Here is a 20,687-nt window from a genome sequence, read left to right as displayed (position 1 = left end):
ATCAAACACTTGTCCACCGCTCTTTTTATATATTTGCAGACACCGACAAACTACATAACCGGAGTCTGGAAAAGGAAAGTAAACGATTGACTGTCTTTCAAATCCTTCACTGCATCACCTGCGTAAATCTCTCCCTTTGTCAGAGACAATTTCTTAATCCCTGCTTTCGGACTAAAATCTATTTTCTTCAAGTCCAGCCAAAACATGTTCGGTGTCAAAGTAGATTCGAAATAATACACTTTATTCTTCTGATCGGAGACAGAACGCCAACGGGTAGAAGAAATATAAGGCTTCTCCGGCGTATTAATACCAAATGGCACAGAAACATTACGCATCACACTCAATACACTGGGAACAGCAATTTTGGCATCAGCTGTTTGCGGAATGGCATGAATGTAGAAAGAAGCCCTGACAAAGCGGTCACTCGCACGATTTGTTCCCGGTAGCATCTGTAAGCCACCAATTTCTTTCCAATAATCATTAATAGCCAACTGATAGTCATATCGGGGAGAATTTGTCATCACCCGGTATTCCTTCCCTTCGTGAATACTCAATTTTCCATCCAGATACTCCAATACAGCCGTATTTCCAGTTTCATCGGTTATAGCCAAATGCAAGGTAGATTCCGGTCCCCCATTCGGCATACGGGGAGCATCAATCCGGAAAGTCTCTTTTTTCAGTTCATCAACGGCTTCGCGTACCGTAGCAAAGTTATCGAGTACATACTGTGTCCAAATACTGATTCCCATTGCCGGACGAGTATCACTGGGAAGAGAATAAACAGATTCCGGCAAGAAAAGCAGACTCGCCACCAATCCTTTCTCGTTCATTCCGTCGCAAGTACCAATATCATATCCTGTGGCAATCACACTTCCGTATTTGGCAGTCCAGTTTACCGTTTTATCCTTGTTATGTCCCGCACGCTGGATACCGCGTGGAAAGACATAGATATTCGTCATGATATCTTCCTTCCAGTCCATGGTACGCCCTGTTATCACCATCTGCTCAGGACCTATGTATACTGCACGCGTGCATGCTTCCACAGGCTGTATACTCCCCAAAGAGACGGTAGCCAACACCAATGCAACTCCTACTAATCTTTTCTTCATATTCTTTCTTTTTAAATAATTGATACTCTTATTTATAAATAACAAATATGCCACGATTATTGCCCACAAGAAAGAAGATTTTAATGAAAAAAAAGAATTTATTCGATGGGGAAAGAAGTTTTTTGTTTTTCGATGCATGATAGTTATCATCGCAGGAAGCATTTTCTACCTATTCATTCTGTTTGTACTTCTCCTCTAACTGTTGTAACACCCGTTTAAGCTGAATAGCTTTTTCTTGAGATACACTACCTCCCTCTTTTTCGTACCATTCCAATTGCTGTTTAATGAACTTACGAGTAGTTTGCAATGACTGTTGCAATGAATCACGTTGCGCCACCTTGTTACTAAATTGCTCCACAATACCTGATGTCTCATAGATATGTATTGCACCATCAATGTCCCCCTTCTCCACTAACGCCAAAGCTTGCCGTTCCATGGCTGATAGTTCGTCCTTGTTAATACGCGCAAACTTATCGGCATAGTATTCCAGCAACTTCATACGCTTGTCATACTCCTGATTGAGTTGTGCCATTTCTTGTTCAAAAGCCGTAGCATCTGCTTGCTGCAACTCGCGTGTCACACGAAGTTCCTGCAATTTACGTTCATACTCTCGCTGATAATGACTTTTACCTATGTTGTAGAATTTCCGTCTGCTCTGTTCAATATACCCCTTCGGACAGAGCACTACTTTATAAAGTATATCTTCACTCGCCACCCATTGCTCCACTTCTTTGAGATTAACTATCTCCATGTCCTGTTTATGAATACGGATGTCGAACAAGAGATCACCCGGTTCCATGTGAGGTAGTTTCAGTATAAAGGCACCTGCACCATCAGTGAGAGTAGGCACACCACCTTGCACTACAACCTCTACTCCTGCCACAGGAGTAAAAGCAGAATTCATTTTCACAGCCACTCCCCTGAGCGTAACTTGAGCATGGATATTAAAGCCACATAACCCACAGAAAACAAACAACAAAAACTTTTTCATGACAACAATTGGATGAGTAGATTAAGTGTAGGTTGATAGTCTTGATTTATATGGTCTTTCATCTGTTTACCATAAAGCAACAAAACAGGAGCATAACATTCTTCACTTCCAGGCAACTTACGAGTTTTGAGATGAGCCACCAGTTCCTTACCCGCCTCGTCATCAGTATGTAAAGCGTAAAGTGCTAGCATAAAAGCCTGTTGAATGAATCCCTGACGGGCTGTTTTCATCTGTCGCATAGTTTGCTCTGTTTTATAGAAATCATTATCCAATAATAATGACGACACCCAACCATACATATAAGTATAACATTGCACATTTGAATTTGCATGATATTCATAAAATGAAGAGATGGCATTTTCATAGGCATCAAGAGTCTTCTGATATTGGTGAGTGAAGTAAGCCAAATCTCCACATTTGTTCAGCAACAGTATTTGCATATAGACACCTCGAACAGGTGATTCCTCGGTCAAACCATTCACGACATCGGACAGTTTGGAGATTATATCATTAGCCTGTTTATATTGTTTGTCCTGTATAGCATAATAGAGACACAAAAAATAGTAGTCAGACATCAACTCATAATACCTAAAGAGGCTATACCTGCGTACATCCTCGGCTTCGGCCACGAAACGGTCAAAATAGGTTTTCGCCTCCTGCTTGGTATGCATACATAATACTGCCTGTGCCAACAACGAGCGGGCACGTCCGGCTGCAGCGTCTTGCGCCGGCATCTGATTCATGAGTTGTGAGATGCGCTTAGCTTCGTCCCATTGCCCCAGCATCATATGAGCCATCATTTGGACATACTTCAACTGTGCAAAACTATCGTTATCGGCTTGCCGTTTCTTTAATTCGATTTCTATAGCCGGAGCACCGGCAATAACTTCCTGCGCCCGATGGCATATAAGACTAAGTGACAGACGATTAAGTTTATTGTAAGCTAACATACGCGTATGTCCGTGCTGAGCAGCACACTTATCGCTAAGGTCATAGAAATAAAGAGCCGTGTCCACATGACCGGTATTGAAAAAGAGTGCACCCAATAAAGCATAACAAGCATTGACCTGCGAATAAAAAGTCTCGTTATCTTGACACACCTTAAGGGTTTCGACGATTTCTTTGCCATATTTCATAATTTCATAACGTCCTAAATTGTAAGCTGCATTGAGAGCTGTGAACCATATACTTACAGCATATTGTGGCTCCTCAATCTTCAAATATGGATGGATTTTTTCGATAGCATCATAAGCTTCATTATGCTGTTGGGTATAATAGTAGCACTGATAAAGATTGTAATATAAGTTATAATAGAGTTCACGCTGCATATCTTTCTCCTCGTCAGGGAGGGTATTGAAAATAGCCAATCCTTCTTCGTCAATGTTCACCGCCTCAACATACCGGTCTAACTCATAGTAGGCGGTAGCCAACAACTGATAGACAGTGATACGCTCTATCTTATACTGACGGGGATTGTTACGATACAATTTTTCTACAACCTCATCAGCTTTCTGGCAAGCAGCCAACATCTCGGCATATTTTTGATTGTAGTGAGCATGATTTACCTTCGACACCCAATAGTCTAGTTGTGTATCGGCTTCCGCACTGACCATATCGAGTTTGTCGATACCCGATTGAACTTGTGCCAGCCCTTTCTTATCATCAATTATTCTATAGAAAACAGCCATGTTTTGATAACAAGCCATGAGCTTCGATTCGTAATCTTGCATCTGCGTAGATCCTAAAGCTAATAGGATATTCACAGCCTCCTTAAGCATATTAAGTGCCAGTTGGCATCCCTTCTTTTTTTCGTTATCCGCACTCTTGCGCACTATCTTAAGGAGCAGGACCGAAAAATTGATATTGAGGTTCACGGCAAGTTCGGCTGTAGCCAACATGTTTTTTGGTAGCTTATCGAGCACCTGTATCGCCTTGTTAAAATAATCAAAGCTCTCGTCCAAACGGTTCACATCATCATATATAAGGCCTAGTTTTGTATACCAATCAGCCAAATCGTAAGGTGTTTTGCTGTGCTCTACGGCTTTCTTGTAGTAAATCTCGGCATCTGTAAAGTTTCTCTGATGATAAGCGAAGTTCGCATAGTCGGCATTACGGTTCATGTGCGTAGGGCTGCTGTCGGCTATCATTTTAAACAACTTTCCCGCCCTCTGATAACTCTCCTCACCACCTTGCAGTACCAATGTTTGCGCAAATCGTTCTAAGGTGGGTATCATGTCTTCAATATCTTCATCCCACTGTTTCTTCAGACCAAGGTCATGCGCCAACTTCTTTTCCAATTGTAATCCTTCGTATAAGCCGATAGCCTCATCGAGTTTCCCCTGCGTCACTAACTGCTGCGCCTGTTTCTCTATAGGCTCCAAATAATCTGTATTAATGGCTACTAACAAGGGGACATAACAGTCTAACATCTCTTGCGCATTGTTCAGGGCCGCCTGTATCTCTTTCCGACGCTGCATATAATGGTCGCTATTCACTTTACCTTCCTCTTTGAGTTGTTTGAGTTGCGCCATGGCACTAGTGTACTTAGCCTTCGCATTGGTTTTACCTATTTGGTAGAATTGCTCTACTCTAGCTGTATACTCCTCTTTAGCACACATATCTACCCGATAGTTTTTGGTAGGTGCATATACCCATTGGTTCACCATGTGTTGATTAACCACCACCCAGTCACGATAGGCTATCTGTTGTATAAGCAACCGTTGCCCCTCTATATGATTGGGTAGTTGCACCTCAAAACAACCCCGTGCATCACTGGTAGTGGGTGTAGCCCCCTCTATCACTATATTCACTTGCGGCAAGGCTTTTTTGCCAGAATTTTGTATCACTACAGTGCCGCGTTGGCTCTGTGCACATATAACCGAAAAAGTAGCTACACATATCGCAACTGTAAACAGGAGTTTTTTCATGAGAGTACACTGTTGTTTGAAGGTTATACTATTTTTTGCGCAAGGCTATGCGCATCTGCTCAGTAGGCGACGGAGCTACCCCATTGTAATCCCAAATCTCGAAGCCTTCTTTCATCACAGTGAGACGATAGCTAGTGGCTTGCTGCGATAACGGCACCTCTATCAAGAAGGAACCATCGGCCCCGGTCTGTGCAGAGTAGTCCAGTACCTGCACACGAGCATCGGCTACGGGTCTTCTCTCTTCATCAGTCACTATCCCTTTCAGCAGACCGGCATCATTATTACGACAAATGTTCAGAGAGCAAACATGGGTGTAACTTAGTGTAGTATCTACAGCCATATAGCCCTTAGCTTTGAAACTTAGCGTGAAGTCGTCGAGCCAAGCATGCTTGCGGTTGATGCCTTCAAATTTCACCATCTCTTGCAACGTAGCCAGTTCACGGGTTTCCACTACATCGGCATACTTCAGCGTGAGCGTAGCTCCCCGGAAGGGCAGTGTGGTAGCTATATTCTCTTTTAGTTCGACCCTAAACGTCACAGGTTGCCACAACTGATAGGCCAGCAAGAAAAGAGCCACTATCACCACAGGCAGCAAACAAAGCAGTACAAAACGTCTCGTACGTGGCAAGTCTACAGGATCGGGACGTATGAAACCTTCGTTTTCCAGTTGCGTTAACTGATAGTCAAAGTGATGAAACAACTCATTGTAGTCGGCATAAGTATCACAGAAGTGCCCATATTCTTGCTCACTGTATTGTTTTAGTTTCTCCAGTAGTGCCGCGCCATGCTCGTCGCGTTTAGCATAAATGTAAATTTTGGGACGTTTACCACCACTCGCCTTCACTTGTTCAAAAGCAACTTGCAGTTCGCGTAGCGTATATTGCCCCAAACGAGTGTGGAAAAGAAAAATCACAATATCACATTGGCGAATGTAATCATCATATCTATTCTGCAGATGCTCCTCGGAAAGGTAACTGGGAAAATCACGCCAGGTACGCTGTTCGAAGCAGATGGCACGTTTCCTATATCCCTTATTCTTCTGCGAAAAGTAGAGATCCATCTGCAATTTATCTTCATCGAGTTCTGCCGACGAAGCAATAAAGACTTTTACGTTTTTCATGTATCTAAATGTTGTGTCGTTATATACAAATGTTAAATAGATCTATTGATCGTCCAATCTATAAAGTTCATATCCTCCCAATGCCAGTATGTAGGGCAGATTATAAATAACATCAGCGTCCTTCTCTAGCTCCTCGGGATGCTTTTGCAGTAGCTCGCTGAAAGGCATAATAAGAGGATGTTGCAAAAATACTTTATCCTTCACCTTAGCACGTCTCCAGCCGGCCACTGTACGCTCGGCATTCCATCGGTACTTCTCCATGCGCACTAACAAATACAAAACTTGAGCTGGCAGTTCTTCATTGAACATAGATTCGGATATGCGTGTCGGTGAGCGGTCACTCCGTCTGATGCCGTAGCCCAGTGTGCGACAAAATACACTGTAGGCATCTAGTTGATAGCGGTTAGCCCAACGCAACGGCTCGCTTAGTTTATTCCACAGAAACTGCGCCTGATGGTTCATCAAAATAAAGTCAGCAGAGTGGTTACCGTAGGATTCATACATCTTCTTCAATACCTCTTTTTGTTTGAGACTTTCATCAGCATAACAACAATCGTATAAATAGTTCACATACAAAGCCAGTTTATCTTGCAAGATGTTTTTCTTTATTCCCCTGTCTACCATACCAAACACCTTGACATAGCGATAGCGTCCCTTCTCGTCGTCCACCATCGACGACAAATCATTATTAAACTCCTGACGGATTAGCACACGACACTGATATTGATAAACTTCATGCGGTAAGTTGAGTCCTAATGAAAGACTCAAATCTGGATCATGCACACAAATGGCCACTGTAAGCATACAATGTTTATTTTGTGCCCACTGCTGCAGGCGGGTACGCATAGCAGTACTGCAAATGTCGTCATGGCAATATTCCACCTCAATATCATCTATTTGACTCTCTATATAAGGAAACTGAGCTTTGAAGTAGTCTTTCTGTGCTTCCATCTCGCGATCCACTAAAGTGATGCGGGTACGTATACGTTCATCCGCAGGCAGGCGGTCATCATAATTGGCATAATGGCAGATACGTAGTGCTTCGAGTAGCAACGAACGTCCCACTCGGTTGAATCCCACGATAACCAGATGCACATAGTCTTGACTGGTAGCACTCCAACTTCCATCAGGCTGTTGCGTTATGCTTATGGGGCGATAATCCAGCGGATCATAACGCCTTTCACAATCGGCTGCGTAGAGGCTCCATAGCTGCCGGGCCAAATTTTCGTGGAGGTTAAAGGGGCGAAAGAAAATATTAGGTTTGCCTTCTATGCTAAATACTTCGGGCGGCAAATTCATTTTCTGTATGTTAGAATATGAAGGGATGCTGTCGAACTGCACATACACAGGCATCATCTCGCCGCCGGAACATTTACCACGCAGAGCACTCACCAAATGCACAATAGCTATATTCTTAGCATCACGTCCGTAACGTTCTTCATCTCCCAACACATACACCTCAATAGCACTCGCTATGTTCAACCGCTGAAGTTCTTCAATCGACTCAATATTGCCAAAGTAAACAAGCACTTGCCGCTCTATCTCGATGGGGAGGGCCGACTGTATACGATGGCGCACTGTTGCCGCCTCTATACCGCTCATCAGCAAGATGCGTGCTGAAGGACATTCGTTATACAGTTCACGTATCATATTGATGGACAACTCATTGAATCCTATCAACACATAATGATTTTTTATATTACGATAAGTCATCCGCCCTGTGTATACCACCCCTACACGCCGCTCTATAATATTAGAGATGGTAGAGATAAGCACACCACCCAACAAAATGGATCCCGAAAAACTGATAAGTCCCACTAACATCCTGTTAGGCCAAGCTGTCTCTTCTATCTGGTTACCGGGATCTACAAAGTTGTTGTACACCACCCAGAGCTTTTCTCCCCACTCCTCGTGTCCATGCAGTTGGATGGAAAAGAGCATCACGATAACAGAAAAGATAGCCAGCACCGTAGCGATGGTAATGAGTAGCAAGGTGAGTTGTGATTTGATCCCACCCGAAATAGTGCGATCCATGTACTCTTGTGAGAATATCTTCTTATAGTAGTTTATAAAGCGGCTCATATGAATAATTTATTGAAAACACAAAATAAATCAGTGAAAAACAATAGCAGGGTCACTTCTTTTCTATCAGAAACTCTTTCGGAAAGTACATCCATTTCTCCATTCCGAACATCCGTAAGCAGTCTTCCCCTTAATGATGGTTCCTTTACCACAAAGCGGACAGAGTTGACCAACAAACGCATCTCCCCCACCTGTTGCAGAAGGAGTTGAAGCAGCCGTAGCCATCGGAGCCGGAGAACCGGGCGAATCGGTTTTCACTTCATTCGTCTTTTTTTCCGCCTTTGGTTTCTTTTCTTTCGGTGTACTCGGTTTTCGTTCACGCTTTTTAGGTTCCTTCTTTTCTTTCTCTCCGGCTTTTGCAGCAACTGCATCCTGAATAGTAATACGTCGATTCGTATTATCAGAAAGTACGCTCATCACGATTTCCGAAACCATCTGCTTCAGTTCTTCGAGAAACTGGCGGGCATCGTATGTTTTCTTTTCAATCTCCCGCAACTTCTTTTCCCAGATCCCGGTCAGTTCTGCCGATTTCAGCAACTCTTCGTGGATGATCTGCACCAGTTCCACACCTGTCGAGGTAGCAATCAGATTCTTTCTTTCCTTACGGATATAATTTCGCTTAAACAACGTTTCAATAATAGCCGCACGGGTAGACGGACGACCGATGCCATTCTCTTTCAAGGCATCACGAAGTTCATCATTGTCCACCAGTTTCCCGGCCGTTTCCATAGCACGAAGCAATGTTGCTTCGGTATAAGGTCTGGGCGGCTGCGTCCATTTTTCATTCAGGTCCGGAATGTGAGGACCACTTTCGCCCTTCACAAAAGCAGGAAGTACATTTTCATCCTCTTCTTCTTTTTCTTCGGTAGGGTCTTTTACTTCCTTGGCAAACACAACACGCCATCCCGGTTCCAGAATTTGTTTTCCGGTTACCCGGAATTCTATCTTATCCACTTCTCCCATTACAGTAGTAGTAGAAATCTTACAGTCCGGATAGAACACGGCTATAAAACGACGGGCTATCAGATCGTAGACACGGCGTTCCATATCCGTCAGGTTTTGAGCATAGACTCCGGTAGGGATAATGGCATGGTGATCCGTCACCTTCGAGTTGTCAAATACCTTTTTTGATTTAGGAAGCGTGGTACCGGCTAACGGAGCTGTCAGCACCTCGTAATCACGGAGTCCTTTCAGGATAGCAGGACATTTCGGATAAATGTCATCACTCAAGAAAGTGGTATCGACACGCGGATAGGTGGCCACCTTCTTCTCATAAAGAGACTGAATCAGTTTCAGTGTTTCATCGGCCGAATAAGCGAATTTTTTGTTGCATTCTACCTGAAGTGAGGTCAAGTCGAACAAACGTGGAGCAAACTCCCTCCCATCTTTCTTGCCTACACTGGTGACTACAAACGGAAGATTCTTAATGCGTTCTACCAGTGCCTCGCCTTCTTCCCGGTTGGCAATAGGGTCGATGCCCGGATTATCTATTTTCTTTTTTCCACCGTTCTTTTCCTCTTCCGCAGCTATTTCTTCATCACTTTTGCGGATGAGTGCAGAGAAAGTGGTATCCCGGTAATTGGTTTTCAACTCCCAGTATTGTTTGGGTTCAAAATTGGCTATTTCCAATTGACGGTTGACAATCAATGCCAGAGTCGGTGTCTGTACACGACCAATAGAGAGTACCTGTTTATTTTGACCGTATTTAATAGTATAAAGACGGGTAGCGTTCATTCCCAGCAACCAGTCACCCATCGCACGGGAAAGACCGGCTTCATAGAGTGATTGGAAATCCGTCTGGTCTTTCAGTTTGGCAAATCCTTCCCGGATGGCTTCTTCTGTCAATGAAGAAATCCACAGACGCTTCACCGGACAGCGTGCACCGGCTTTCTGCATCACCCAGCGCTGAATCAATTCTCCTTCTTGCCCGGCATCACCGCAGTTGATGATTTCATCCGCGTTCTGCATCAGCCCCTCGATAATGTGGAATTGTTTTTCGTAGGTAGGATTCTCTATCAGCTTGATGCCGAAACGTGGAGGAATCATCGGCAGACTACCTAAATTCCATGATTTCCAGTTAGGCGTGTATTCATGTGGCTCCTTCAGGGTACAAAGATGCCCGAATGTCCAGGTCACCTGGTATCCGTTTCCTTCTATATATCCTTCTTTTCTGGTATGAGCACCGAGTACTTCGGCTATATCACGTGCTACAGACGGCTTTTCGGCTATGCAAACTATCATTTTTTCTCTTCTTGTTTTATATTATCAGCCTACAAAGTTACACGAATATTTGTCTAAAAGAACAATATCCCACAGAATATGTTACCTTTGCAAGAGTAGAATTCTTATAACAAAGAACAAGTATGATTGATTTAAACCGCAAATTACCCATCGGGATACAAACTTTCGAGAAAATTCGCAAAGGAAATTATCTGTATGTAGATAAAACTGCTCTTGTCGGAAAAATGGTATCAACAAGCATCCCCTATTTCCTTAGCCGTCCCCGACGCTTCGGAAAAAGCCTGTTGATTTCTACTTTCGAGGCTTACTTTTTGGGACGTAAAGACTTGTTCGAAGGACTAGCCATCTCACAAATGGAAGTTGACTGGCAAGTCTATCCGGTTTTTCATATTGACCTGAATGCACGCAAGTATGATTCTCCGGCAGATTTGACAGCGATGCTCAACCAACATCTGGAGAAATGGGAAGCAATCTACGGAACCGAAAAACAAGATCGACAACCGGAAGAACGATTCGCCTATATTATAGAGCGTGCATGCGTGCAAAGCGGGAAACAAGTAGTCGTATTAGTAGACGAATATGACAAACCTCTGTTACAGGCTTTGGACAATCTGCCTTTGTTTGAAGAATACCGTAAAATGCTAAAAGCATTCTATGGAGTACTAAAAAGCACTGACCGCTATCTGCGTTTCGTCTTTCTGACAGGTGTTACCAAATTCTCACAAGTCAGTGTATTCAGTGATTTAAACCAACTGAATGACATCAGCATGAAACCGCCTTATGCCACCATTTGCGGCATCACCAAGCAAGAACTGACAGATACATTCACCCCGGAATTGGATAAGCTAGCCTCATACAACCGGATGACCCCGGAAGATACAATCCATAAGATGACTGCACTGTATGACGGGTATCATTTCTGTGAATATGCAGAAGGTGTGTTCAATCCGTTCAGTGTATTGAATGTGTTCGACGGATATAAATTTGAGAATTACTGGTTTCAGACAGGAACTCCTACTTTCCTTGTCAAGATGCTGATGGATAGTAACTATGACCTGCGGACGCTCATTGACGGAGTGGAAGCAAACGCAGCGTCATTCAACGAATACCGGGCAGAAAGCAGGAACCCTATTCCGCTGATTTATCAAAGCGGGTATCTGACAATTAAAGAATACGACCCTCGTTTCAAGACTTATCAACTTGCTTTTCCCAATGATGAAGTGAGATATGGCTTTATGAATTTCCTTCTACCATTCTACTCTAATATTCCCGATAATGAGCAAGATTTCTATATTGGCAAATTTGTCCATGAGTTGGAAAGTGGCAATATCAATGCCTTTCTAACCCGTCTTCAAGCCTTCTTTGCCGATATACCTTACGAACTGAATGACCAGACAGAGCGACATTACCAGACTGTTTTCTATCTGATATTCAAGCTCATGGGACAGTTCACACAAGCAGAAGTACGCAGTGCAAAAGGACGGGCCGATGCAGTTGTCAAAACACCGAAGTATATTTATGTGTTCGAATTCAAGCTGAATGGCACAGCCGAGCAGGCATTACAGCAAATCGAAGATAAAGGGTATCTTATCCCTTATCAGGCAGATGAACGGGAAGTCAAAAAGGTGGGAGTAGAATTCAGTACTGACACACGAAATGTCAGTCGATGGCTACCCGAGGAATAAGAAAGTATAATTACTTCTTCCTCATATTTATCGACAAATGATTCCTACTACACTTCCCAGCACTTCCATCCCTTGTTGGCACAGATATACACCACATACGAGCGGACATGATAATTGGGAAATTTCCTTTTCGTGTCTTCTGCATAGCCTTTCACTTGCTCCACGTGTTCGGCCAGCGGTTCGGTTAGGGCCAGCATCCGGTCAGCGTCTTTGGCATGATAGTATTTGAATTCCACCACGCGGTCGTCTGTATAATAATCCGTGCCGGGGATGCCGGTCATTTCGAAATCCGAACGGCCTACGGAGTTGTTCTGCTCGATGGCAAAGGTATAGCAACGACTCAAATAGCGGGAGACGAGCTCGTAAAAAGAACAACGGATGAAGTTCTCATTAATCTTATCAAAGACCTGTGCGGGGAATTGTCCCAAGTATTGTTCGAAATAGTTTTGGACGAGGGGTTCGAGACTACGGTTGGAATCATACAGCTCGTAAACCGGGACGTAGCGGCTGGCGTTGCCTTCAATCTTGTTCAGTTGGTTGTAATAATCCATGTAGATGCTGCGCATAGTCATGTTGGGGAGTACCATGCGGTAAGCACTCTTCAAGGTGGTCATGCCCAAGTAGAACAGGCTGACAGGATAGAATTCTTTCTCGAAGAACTTCTTTTTATTGAACTTACTGGACAAGTCGGTAACGTTGTAGGACAGTTCGTCGTCTATCACCAGGGCATCGAGCATTTCTTTGGCATTGGTAAGCGAAAGAGTCAGGCGACGAATCCAGTTGATGTCCGTACGCAGGTTCTCATCGATCAGTTCGGGCGGAATGCTTCCGGCATTAGCAGCAAATTTCTTAAGGAAATAGGTCAGAATAGTGGAGTTAAAAAGACGCTCACCACTGGGGCTGAAACGATAACCGTCGTAGTTACTCACAATAAGTTGCCAGATTTCCTCGAAACGTTCTTCGCTTGCACCGGGAGTATATTTATCAAGTACATAGCGCAAGTATGTCTTCGTTTCTTCATAGGTGAAACCGAGCATATTGAGGAAAGACGGTTCGAGGGTGAGGATTTCCGCAATGTTGTATCCGCTAGTCAGGTCGTCCATAGTAACCGGCAATACGCCTGTGCAGAAACAAGTGCGGATAGTACCTTCGCCTATGCCTTTTTTAATTACTTTAAAGAAGGTACGAAGAAAACTGTCGCTGGTGGTTACCTTTTCATAAAGCGGATCATTATAAGAAGTAAGCAATTGATTGGTGAAGTTATCATATTCGTCAATCAGGATATAGGCTTTGGGAAGTCCATGTGAACGTACATATGTAAGTACCTCCTCAAGCATCTTGGAAGCATCCCCTTTGGTTGTAAACTGGAAATCACCAAATAAATCACGGTTATGTTCTACCGTGACTTCCACGGGTCCACAATTCAAGTCATTGAAGTTCTGTGCCAGTCCCTGCATGTCATTCGCCATCACCATAGCCGAGAAGTCATAACGAATCACCATATATTGATTATGCTCTTTCGTAGGATGTTCGCCAATCCAAGTGCCGCCGAAGAGTTCTTCAAAACGATTCGCTTTCGTACGGTCGTAGTAGTGGGCCAACATGGAGATGAGTAGACTTTTCCCGAAACGGCGGGGACGGAGAAAAACAGGAGCCTTGTAGTCTTCAAGTCCCGGAATGTAATTTGTCTTATCGACATAATAAAAGCCACGTTCGCGCATTTCTGCGAAATCTGCCACTGCATAAGGAATCGTTATTCTTGCCATAATCTTTAATATTTTCTTTCGGTAGAGACAAAAGTACTAATAAATTAGTACTATAAACAAATATAGTACAAAAAAGATAGCTAAACACCAAACTCAAATATGGTTATATTCGTAAGTATTTGATAAAAAAGAGAGCAAAACAAGAAAAAATATCAGAGTTATGCACGCATCATGTATAGCCCTATACACGAAGGCTGCACAACTCTATACATGATGCGTGTATAGAGCTATGCAGCCTCTCTGCATAAACCGGGCGGGGGGTTGCTACATCCGGCCAAGAGAACATTTTATTCTGCAGGATCGGGAGCTTCTCCGCTTCCTCCGCCGCTTCCACCAGAGCCGGAGCCACCTCCCGCATCGGGTTTCTTGCCGACATAGAAAGTAGCGATAGCGGTTCGGGGTGTTTTCAAGAGCGTGCTTCCTGCATACTGAGTAGTGACGGTGAGGGTATATTCGCCATCAGCCAGCCCGGCAGGAACAATGAATGTGAGTTGCGACGGGTTGTTGACGGCCAGCATATTGAGGTCGACCGGTGTGGTTTGTTCCTTACTGTCGGAGATAGTGATTCCGACGGAAGAATCCGTACCTGCAATTTTCAACATACGGCCGTTGACCGTGAACGGACGGCCTGCAGTGGCGGTGGCAGGTGAGAATCCGGCAACGTACATCACGTTTTGGCGTTCGCCCAGAATACTGATAGAGGTTTGGGCGATAGCTTCACGCAGTTCTTTGTCTTGGGTGAAAGAAACGTAGACGGAGTTCTTTTCGGGATTCCATCTTCCGCCATCGATAACGCCGCGGAGTTGTGCTACGGCGTGGTAAAGACCGGTGTTGACACTATATCCACTAAGGATGAGGTCGCCTACCACACGGTTGTAGAGCTTCACGACGTGCTCGATGGTTTCGGGACGGAGCCCGGTGTCCTCCTTGTGCATCTCGTTGAGGATGTCCTGCAACGAAAGATTACCGGACGATTCGAGCTGACCGATCTTATCGTCTTTGTTGTCGACGGTTACAGTGTTGTCGACTAACCAGATTTTCAATACATTCTTCATTATTCAATTTATTAGTAAAAAAGTTATTTTGTTGTATTCAACTATAAACTACGGACATATTCGACATCAGCCAGTCCGAAATGACTGACAACTGTTTGATTACTCATTCTGATGTACTACTTTATTATCAAAAGAATAAATAATAGCCCCCAGAAAAGCTTTATGGATTCTCGATATGGAGAATTAGCATTTTAGGCTGTTACCAGTCTTTACGGAAATAAGTATTATTAACATCATTTCCTACAGCACCCGATTCGTGAGGAAATCTGACTACTTGAGTTTCAAAATTAGGATCATATAACCAATTCATATCATCCATAGGAGCCTGTGTTATTCCTTCCGCTCCCCGAGTATTATCAGGAATATCGTAAGCGATATATCCCTTACTTTCTTGAAAAACAGTCACTCCGTTAGGTATTATTTCACCACTACCCTCTATATCCATCATAAAAGACATATAATCCATATCCTCTTTCATTTCATGTTCGGCGAGGACACTCTTTGTAAAATCCTGTGCAAAACAAACAAAACATTCTTTATCCAAACCAGCAAAAGGCTTTCGTCCATGAACCAGCCAGTCTGCATCAGGCACTTCAAAATCAGTCCAAAAAGGAATAGAATATTGATTTATATATCCATTGTAAGCATAATCAATGTATTTGCCAACTTCTATACCACCACATTTTTCTTTGTCAAAGAAGGTTGCTGTCGCTTCCCCCTTATCAGCAACCGTTAACATAGTTTCCTTTGATAATGCCCCACGCAAAGCTTTTATTAATTTTGGATAGGCACTGGTGTTCTTTATTCCATTTGCTCCATATTCATCACTATCATCCCAAAGATCGATGCCATCCAATCCATACAATTCTACTGCGGTTTTCACTTGTGCTACCAAATTATCAATCTCACCATCTGTCAGATGACAAAAGCCTATAGCTGAACTATTTTTCACTGTTAGACAAACTTTCATGCCCATTAACTGCAAGGGGCGGATATACTTATCTGCATTTTTCAATACATGGCTTATATCTGCATTCAAATTCAGTTTACCTCCTGCATCAATAGTAGCTCTTAGTAGATTTACAACATCAAAAAGTTGAGGAAATCGAGTGCTGTCAAAAACCATAAAATTTTCTTGCAACCAATACACAGAACTTACCAAAGGACTCATCTTTTCTGTGTCAACATATCCTATACAAGTATATCCTTTGTCAGAAGTCAAACGAAACTTTCCATTGGTCCAATTGATACGATAAAGCAACGTTTGATATTCACCATCCTCCTTTATTCGAAGAGGAAGTAGAAATTGAGTAGTTTTCAAAGAAGTTATATTATTCTCAACTTTCGGTAACATCCATCCCTTAAGAATTAAAGTCATCTTACCCGATTGCATAGCTCCGGCAGCAATTGTCAGACTACCACCATTGCCCAATTCATAAGCATTATCCGGTAACAATGTGTAATTCGAGTTGGTATATGCTAATTGGAAAGCTTCCACATCGAAATCTTTATCTACCACCACTGTCAAATTCTTCGTTCCCGCAGCGGCTTCTTTCATTACTACAGACACATGGTCTGTTACGACCTCATTCTCTTTATCAGTAACTATAAGGAACACCTGTTGATTATCTTTCTGCAGATCGCTGCACAATCTTGGCGAATCACCTATGACCACTTCTGTCGGTTTATCATGCGAAACATCAGGATTGATTACAGCCGCTTCTTCCTCACAAGAAGAAACGCATAAAGACAACAAGCCCCAAAGCCAGATATATTTTAATATTCGTTTCATATCGTCATTCGTTTTTAGTTTATAACCACTTTGACTTATTTATTCATTATAGGCACTTCCACACCACTGGGCCATAACTCTGCTTCCGTTTTCGGACGTGGCTGTGTATAGGTGTCATTCGTCCAGTATGGAATCATCTTCGCATCATTGTGATGTCCGGTCCGGTCTATAATAGTATTTCCAGTGCCTTCGTCAAATTTCCAGTAAGCCTGTAAATCAGATTCGGCTGCCGGGTCATCGATATTATACATATTCTCATAGATTTGCTGTTCGGTACGTGCCACGCTCCATATACGGGCTTCACAAATATCACCATTCAGCTGACGAATTATATCATGAGATTCACCGTACGAACGTCCGAAATAGAAATTAAAGTCACCGCCATTACCATTGTCATCATCCGCCAGTTTATCCCCCAAACTAATGGTTGTTACATCACTCTTGCCGTGTCCTTCTTCCCTGCTTTGCAATTTTCCGTTCACATAGAAAGCAATCACCTGCGTATTCAAATCCCACGTCAATGCGATGTGATACCACTCTCCCGCTTGAAGCTGGAGTTTTTTGTCGGCAGTAGGAAATTTGCCCACAGGGGTCTGAACCTGCAACTGCTGACGAGGGAAGCCCGTATCTCCCAAACGTACACACAAATACTGCTCGATACCCATTATGGAGGAAATATTCGTTTCATCATCAAATTGGTTAATCCGTATGATTGCTTCCATTGTAATAGCTGTCAGATTATTCACTACATCTGCGGTAGGGCTTCCCTTATCGAATCCCGGAACGGCGACATACACGTTCTTCAGGTTCATTGCCGTAGTGATGGCACTGGAACGACGCACGCGGTAATACATTGTGCGTGAACCGTTCATGATGCCCACTCCTTCGGCTCCTCCTATAGAAAGAGGACAAAGATAGGTAGCATCAATCTCCAGTTCATCGAGTTTCAGAAACTTGATGCGTATTTCTTCGGAAGTAGTCTTCCCTGCCGGAATAGTCACCGCGTCTGTCGACAACTGGTAATATGCTTCGGGAAGTGCTTCATAGTGGGTGTCATTCTTTGCATTATAGGTGCTAATCATTGAAGGGTCTACCTTCAGGCTGACCTTCACGTCATTCCCCGACGGATAAGTCAAGTTCACGTTAAAGGCTTTTGTCTGGCTTGTCACTTTACGGTTAAAAGTGAAAGCCTCCGTATTTTTACTGGCAGCTACATTCAAGTATGCCGAATTATCGAACGGTGACTTTTCGCTGTAATCCGTATTATCACAGGCAACCGGCAGAAATAACAAAACTGCGGCTGCAAAGCACTGATAAAGTTTATGTATTCTCATAGCTTCCATCGTTTAGTGAACCGAAGCGGGATTCAAAAATTGAATGCCTCCACGGGTCTGTTTATAAATAATATCAGTATCGTAGTAATCGGCAGAGATATTGTAAATAGCAATGCCTCCCAACGGTGTATCCATATTGAGAGCACCGTAAGCTGCTCCGGCGATAGCATTACGCGTCACTCCGTTATAGTCGGTCAATGTACCGTCAGGAGTGACTGCAAGCAACAGACGCTCCGGGGCGGCCTTGCCATATCCGGTGGCATAGAGTACGGAGGTTTCTATATCATATTCATCGGATGCAGCGGAAATATCGAGCACAAAATAGTTGAAAAGGCTGCGCTGCGCTTCCGGCAACAAAGAAGGAGTACCCTCAAAAACTAACAGACACGGTGTCTGTCCCAAAGCATCCACAAGCGGCCTTAACGCCGAAACATCTACCGCAGCACCTTCCGAACCGAGGGCAATACCGTCAAATGTCCCTGTACGCACTGCCTCAACTGCAGAAGCAACAGAGGTGTTCAGCTTATCTTCAGCCGTGCAGTCTATATAGTAAAGCACTCTCGTCCCATAATCCTCACGCACCAACTTCATATCCTCCCGATCATATTCGGACAGGCGGTCGGCATTACGCATCGTCACTATATCGATACTGTCCGGCAACGCACGGAGAAAATCCTTCTCACCGGTAGATACTTCCGGAGCATTATCCAACCGGGCATAAACGACTGCGTGTTTCGTAGCCTTATATGCACGGAGATTCTGTGTATATGCTGCATATTCCTGCGGATTCTGTTCCTTAAACCCATTCACCTGACTATCGTGTATTTCCATTTCCGTCCAGTCGTCACAACCGACGGCGGCAACCGACAGAAAAGTAGTCAGCAAGCATAACTTAAAGATTGATTTATATTTCATAATCTCATTGATTTAAAGGTTTGTTCTAGTTTGAGGATTGACTATTCTCGATGGAATGGTCTTTCTTATCCCACCAAAGTTTTGTTCCGGCGGCATCGGGACCATTCAGCATTTGTACAGCTTGATCTATGTACTTCGGATTTCCCGTATATTCATCGGCAGGGAAAGGCAGACGATGGGGACCGATCGTTACATTCACACTATTGTTGGGGTCTTTATTCTCCACGGCAGGCAATAACTTCGGATAACCCGTACGACGATGTTCCGCCCATGCTTCCAGCCCCAGCGGGAATATTGCAATCCATTTTTGAGTAATGATACGCTCCAGATTCCGTTCGAAATACTCCGCTCCCGGCTCCCAGGCAATCGTAATGGTGCTTACAGCCGGATGACTATACTTAATATCAGACCCATCCATCGGATTCACATAATCCAAAGGCTTTTTCGCCGCATCCTTCACATATTGGTCCGCTCCGGTGGCTCCGCCGCGCTCTTCGAATGAAAGGGCAATAGCCTTTTCATACAATGCCTGCGCATCGCCTCCCATATTCCAACCACGCAACGCGCCTTCGGCACGAAGGAAAGTCACCTCCGCCGCATTCATCCAGAGATAAGGGTCGGTGCTGGAAATCACCTGCTTTGAGTAAAGGTTAATCATGTCGTCTTTCTTCTGGGTGAATATGCCGATACGTACACCATAATAGTCGTTCACTTCGACTTTCTCGCCATCCTGATCGACTGTCTGCACGCCTTTGACAAACATCTTATCCAAACGAGGGTCTTCGTAACCTTTCATAACAGAAACCAAATCGGCACTGATACGGTAGTCATTCCAGTTATTAAACAGCAATTCCGAACGGTTCTCCGCTACATGAAGCATGGCGTTGTCCTCATTCGATTCAATCACTCCCGCTTCTACAGCCTCCTGCGCAATACGCTGCGCCTCAGTCGGATTGACATAGCTCATACGCATGGCAATACGAAGTTGCATGGAATGTACGAACTTACGCCATTTGGAAATGTTTCCGTAATACAAGTCTTCCAGTTTGCGGAAAGCCTCGGATGACAGGTCTTTGTTTTCCTCCAACACTTTGTCCGCTTCTTCCAGTTCTTTCAGCATCTGTGTATACACCTGCTCCTGCGAATCGTAAGGGACAGCCAGGTCTTCACCCGAATTATCATTATCCATCATCTTCGAATAAGGAATCGGACCGTAAATGTCCGTCACACGATGCATGATGCACACCCGGAGAATCTTACCGAATGCCAGAGCCACAGGGTCATCCGTCTTGTTCAGCATATCGCGGTACTGCGGGTACATGTCTTTAATCGGATCGGAAAACGGGGATTTGAGCCATCCCTGTTCGGGATTGAATGTGGAGAATTTCATCACCCAAGTGTCTACGATTCCTTCCAGATAGCCACCATAAGCTCCTCCCGCCATGGCATCCATAAACTGGTAAAGGTGCTCACGTGTAGGAACCACCAGTCCCTGCATCCCTTTGAGCGTAGCACCCACAATGTGATTCTCACGCTGCATTTCTTCTCCGTCCGCCTCATACATGCTCCGGTTAATATCACTGTCGAAACAACCGCCCAAGGGAAACAGAAATAATGAAAGGATCATTATCAGAAGAATGTTATATTTTCGTTTCATGTCCATCATAGTA

The 20,687-nt window shown here is 43.9% G+C and carries 13 protein-coding genes; 1 reads left to right on the top strand and 12 read right to left on the bottom strand.

Going from position 1 to position 20,687, the window contains the following annotated elements; genetic code table 11:
- Positions 1-50 precede the first annotated feature (50 nt).
- The 6 genes from I2I04_RS11520 to I2I04_RS11495 form a co-directional block, all read right to left on the bottom strand.
- Positions 51-1,109, bottom strand: coding sequence for a linear amide C-N hydrolase (locus tag I2I04_RS11520; RefSeq protein WP_195655071.1), 1,059 nt, complete (start codon positions 1,107-1,109; stop codon positions 51-53).
- Between the two features lie 169 nt (positions 1,110-1,278).
- Positions 1,279-2,100 (bottom strand): hypothetical protein, encoded by an 822-nt coding sequence (locus tag I2I04_RS11515; RefSeq protein WP_143257856.1) that lies wholly within the window; start codon positions 2,098-2,100, stop codon positions 1,279-1,281.
- Positions 2,097-5,027 (bottom strand): tetratricopeptide repeat protein, encoded by a 2,931-nt coding sequence (locus tag I2I04_RS11510; RefSeq protein WP_195655070.1) that lies wholly within the window; start codon positions 5,025-5,027, stop codon positions 2,097-2,099. Before I2I04_RS11510 ends, I2I04_RS11515 begins: the two co-directional genes overlap by 4 nt.
- Before the next feature lie 28 nt (positions 5,028-5,055).
- Complete coding sequence (locus I2I04_RS11505) at positions 5,056-6,147, bottom strand: carboxypeptidase regulatory-like domain-containing protein (protein WP_143257854.1); 1,092 nt, start codon at positions 6,145-6,147, stop codon at positions 5,056-5,058.
- 42 nt (positions 6,148-6,189) lie between these two features.
- Positions 6,190-8,229 carry a hypothetical protein gene (locus I2I04_RS11500; RefSeq protein WP_195655069.1) on the bottom strand — a complete coding sequence of 680 codons (2,040 nt, stop codon included), beginning with the start codon at positions 8,227-8,229 and terminating at the stop codon, positions 6,190-6,192.
- A gap of 66 nt (positions 8,230-8,295) precedes the next feature.
- Positions 8,296-10,470, bottom strand: coding sequence for a DNA topoisomerase 3 (locus I2I04_RS11495; RefSeq protein WP_195655068.1), 2,175 nt, complete (start codon positions 10,468-10,470; stop codon positions 8,296-8,298).
- 122 nt (positions 10,471-10,592) lie between these two features.
- Between I2I04_RS11495 and I2I04_RS11490 the strand changes: the two genes are divergently transcribed.
- Entirely contained in the window at positions 10,593-12,155 is a 1,563-nt protein-coding gene (locus tag I2I04_RS11490) for an ATP-binding protein (RefSeq protein ID WP_143257851.1), read from the top strand.
- Positions 12,156-12,202: 47 nt separating this feature from the next.
- On the opposite strand, the gene I2I04_RS11485 is transcribed toward I2I04_RS11490, so the two are convergent.
- From I2I04_RS11485 to I2I04_RS11460, 6 genes are all read right to left on the bottom strand, one after another.
- Positions 12,203-13,921, bottom strand: coding sequence for an ATP-binding protein (locus I2I04_RS11485; RefSeq protein WP_195655067.1), 1,719 nt, complete (start codon positions 13,919-13,921; stop codon positions 12,203-12,205).
- Between the two features lie 287 nt (positions 13,922-14,208).
- Positions 14,209-14,976, bottom strand: a complete 768-nt coding sequence (locus tag I2I04_RS11480; protein ID WP_195471073.1) for a DNA-binding domain-containing protein — start codon at positions 14,974-14,976, stop codon at positions 14,209-14,211.
- Positions 14,977-15,175: 199 nt separating this feature from the next.
- A complete protein-coding gene (locus I2I04_RS11475; RefSeq protein WP_195655066.1) occupies positions 15,176-16,768 on the bottom strand; it encodes a BT_3987 domain-containing protein in 1,593 nt (530 codons plus the stop codon).
- Between the two features lie 35 nt (positions 16,769-16,803).
- The gene (locus tag I2I04_RS11470) at positions 16,804-18,102 is read right to left on the bottom strand and encodes a DUF1735 and LamG domain-containing protein (RefSeq protein WP_195655065.1); all 1,299 of its coding nucleotides are present in this window, start codon (positions 18,100-18,102) and stop codon (positions 16,804-16,806) included.
- 12 nt (positions 18,103-18,114) lie between these two features.
- Complete coding sequence (locus I2I04_RS11465; RefSeq protein ID WP_195655064.1) at positions 18,115-19,017, bottom strand: glycoside hydrolase family 18; 903 nt, start codon at positions 19,015-19,017, stop codon at positions 18,115-18,117.
- Between the two features lie 25 nt (positions 19,018-19,042).
- Positions 19,043-20,683 (bottom strand): SusD/RagB family nutrient-binding outer membrane lipoprotein, encoded by a 1,641-nt coding sequence (locus tag I2I04_RS11460; protein WP_195655063.1) that lies wholly within the window; start codon positions 20,681-20,683, stop codon positions 19,043-19,045.
- Between the last annotated feature and the right edge of the window lie 4 nt (positions 20,684-20,687).

This window comes from Bacteroides sp. 1001136B_160425_E2 (genome assembly GCF_015559655.1).
GTDB classification, from domain to species: domain Bacteria; phylum Bacteroidota; class Bacteroidia; order Bacteroidales; family Bacteroidaceae; genus Bacteroides; species Bacteroides luhongzhouii.
The sequence above is the reverse complement of the archived record's forward strand: the minus strand, read 5'-3'. Positions and strand labels throughout refer to the sequence as shown.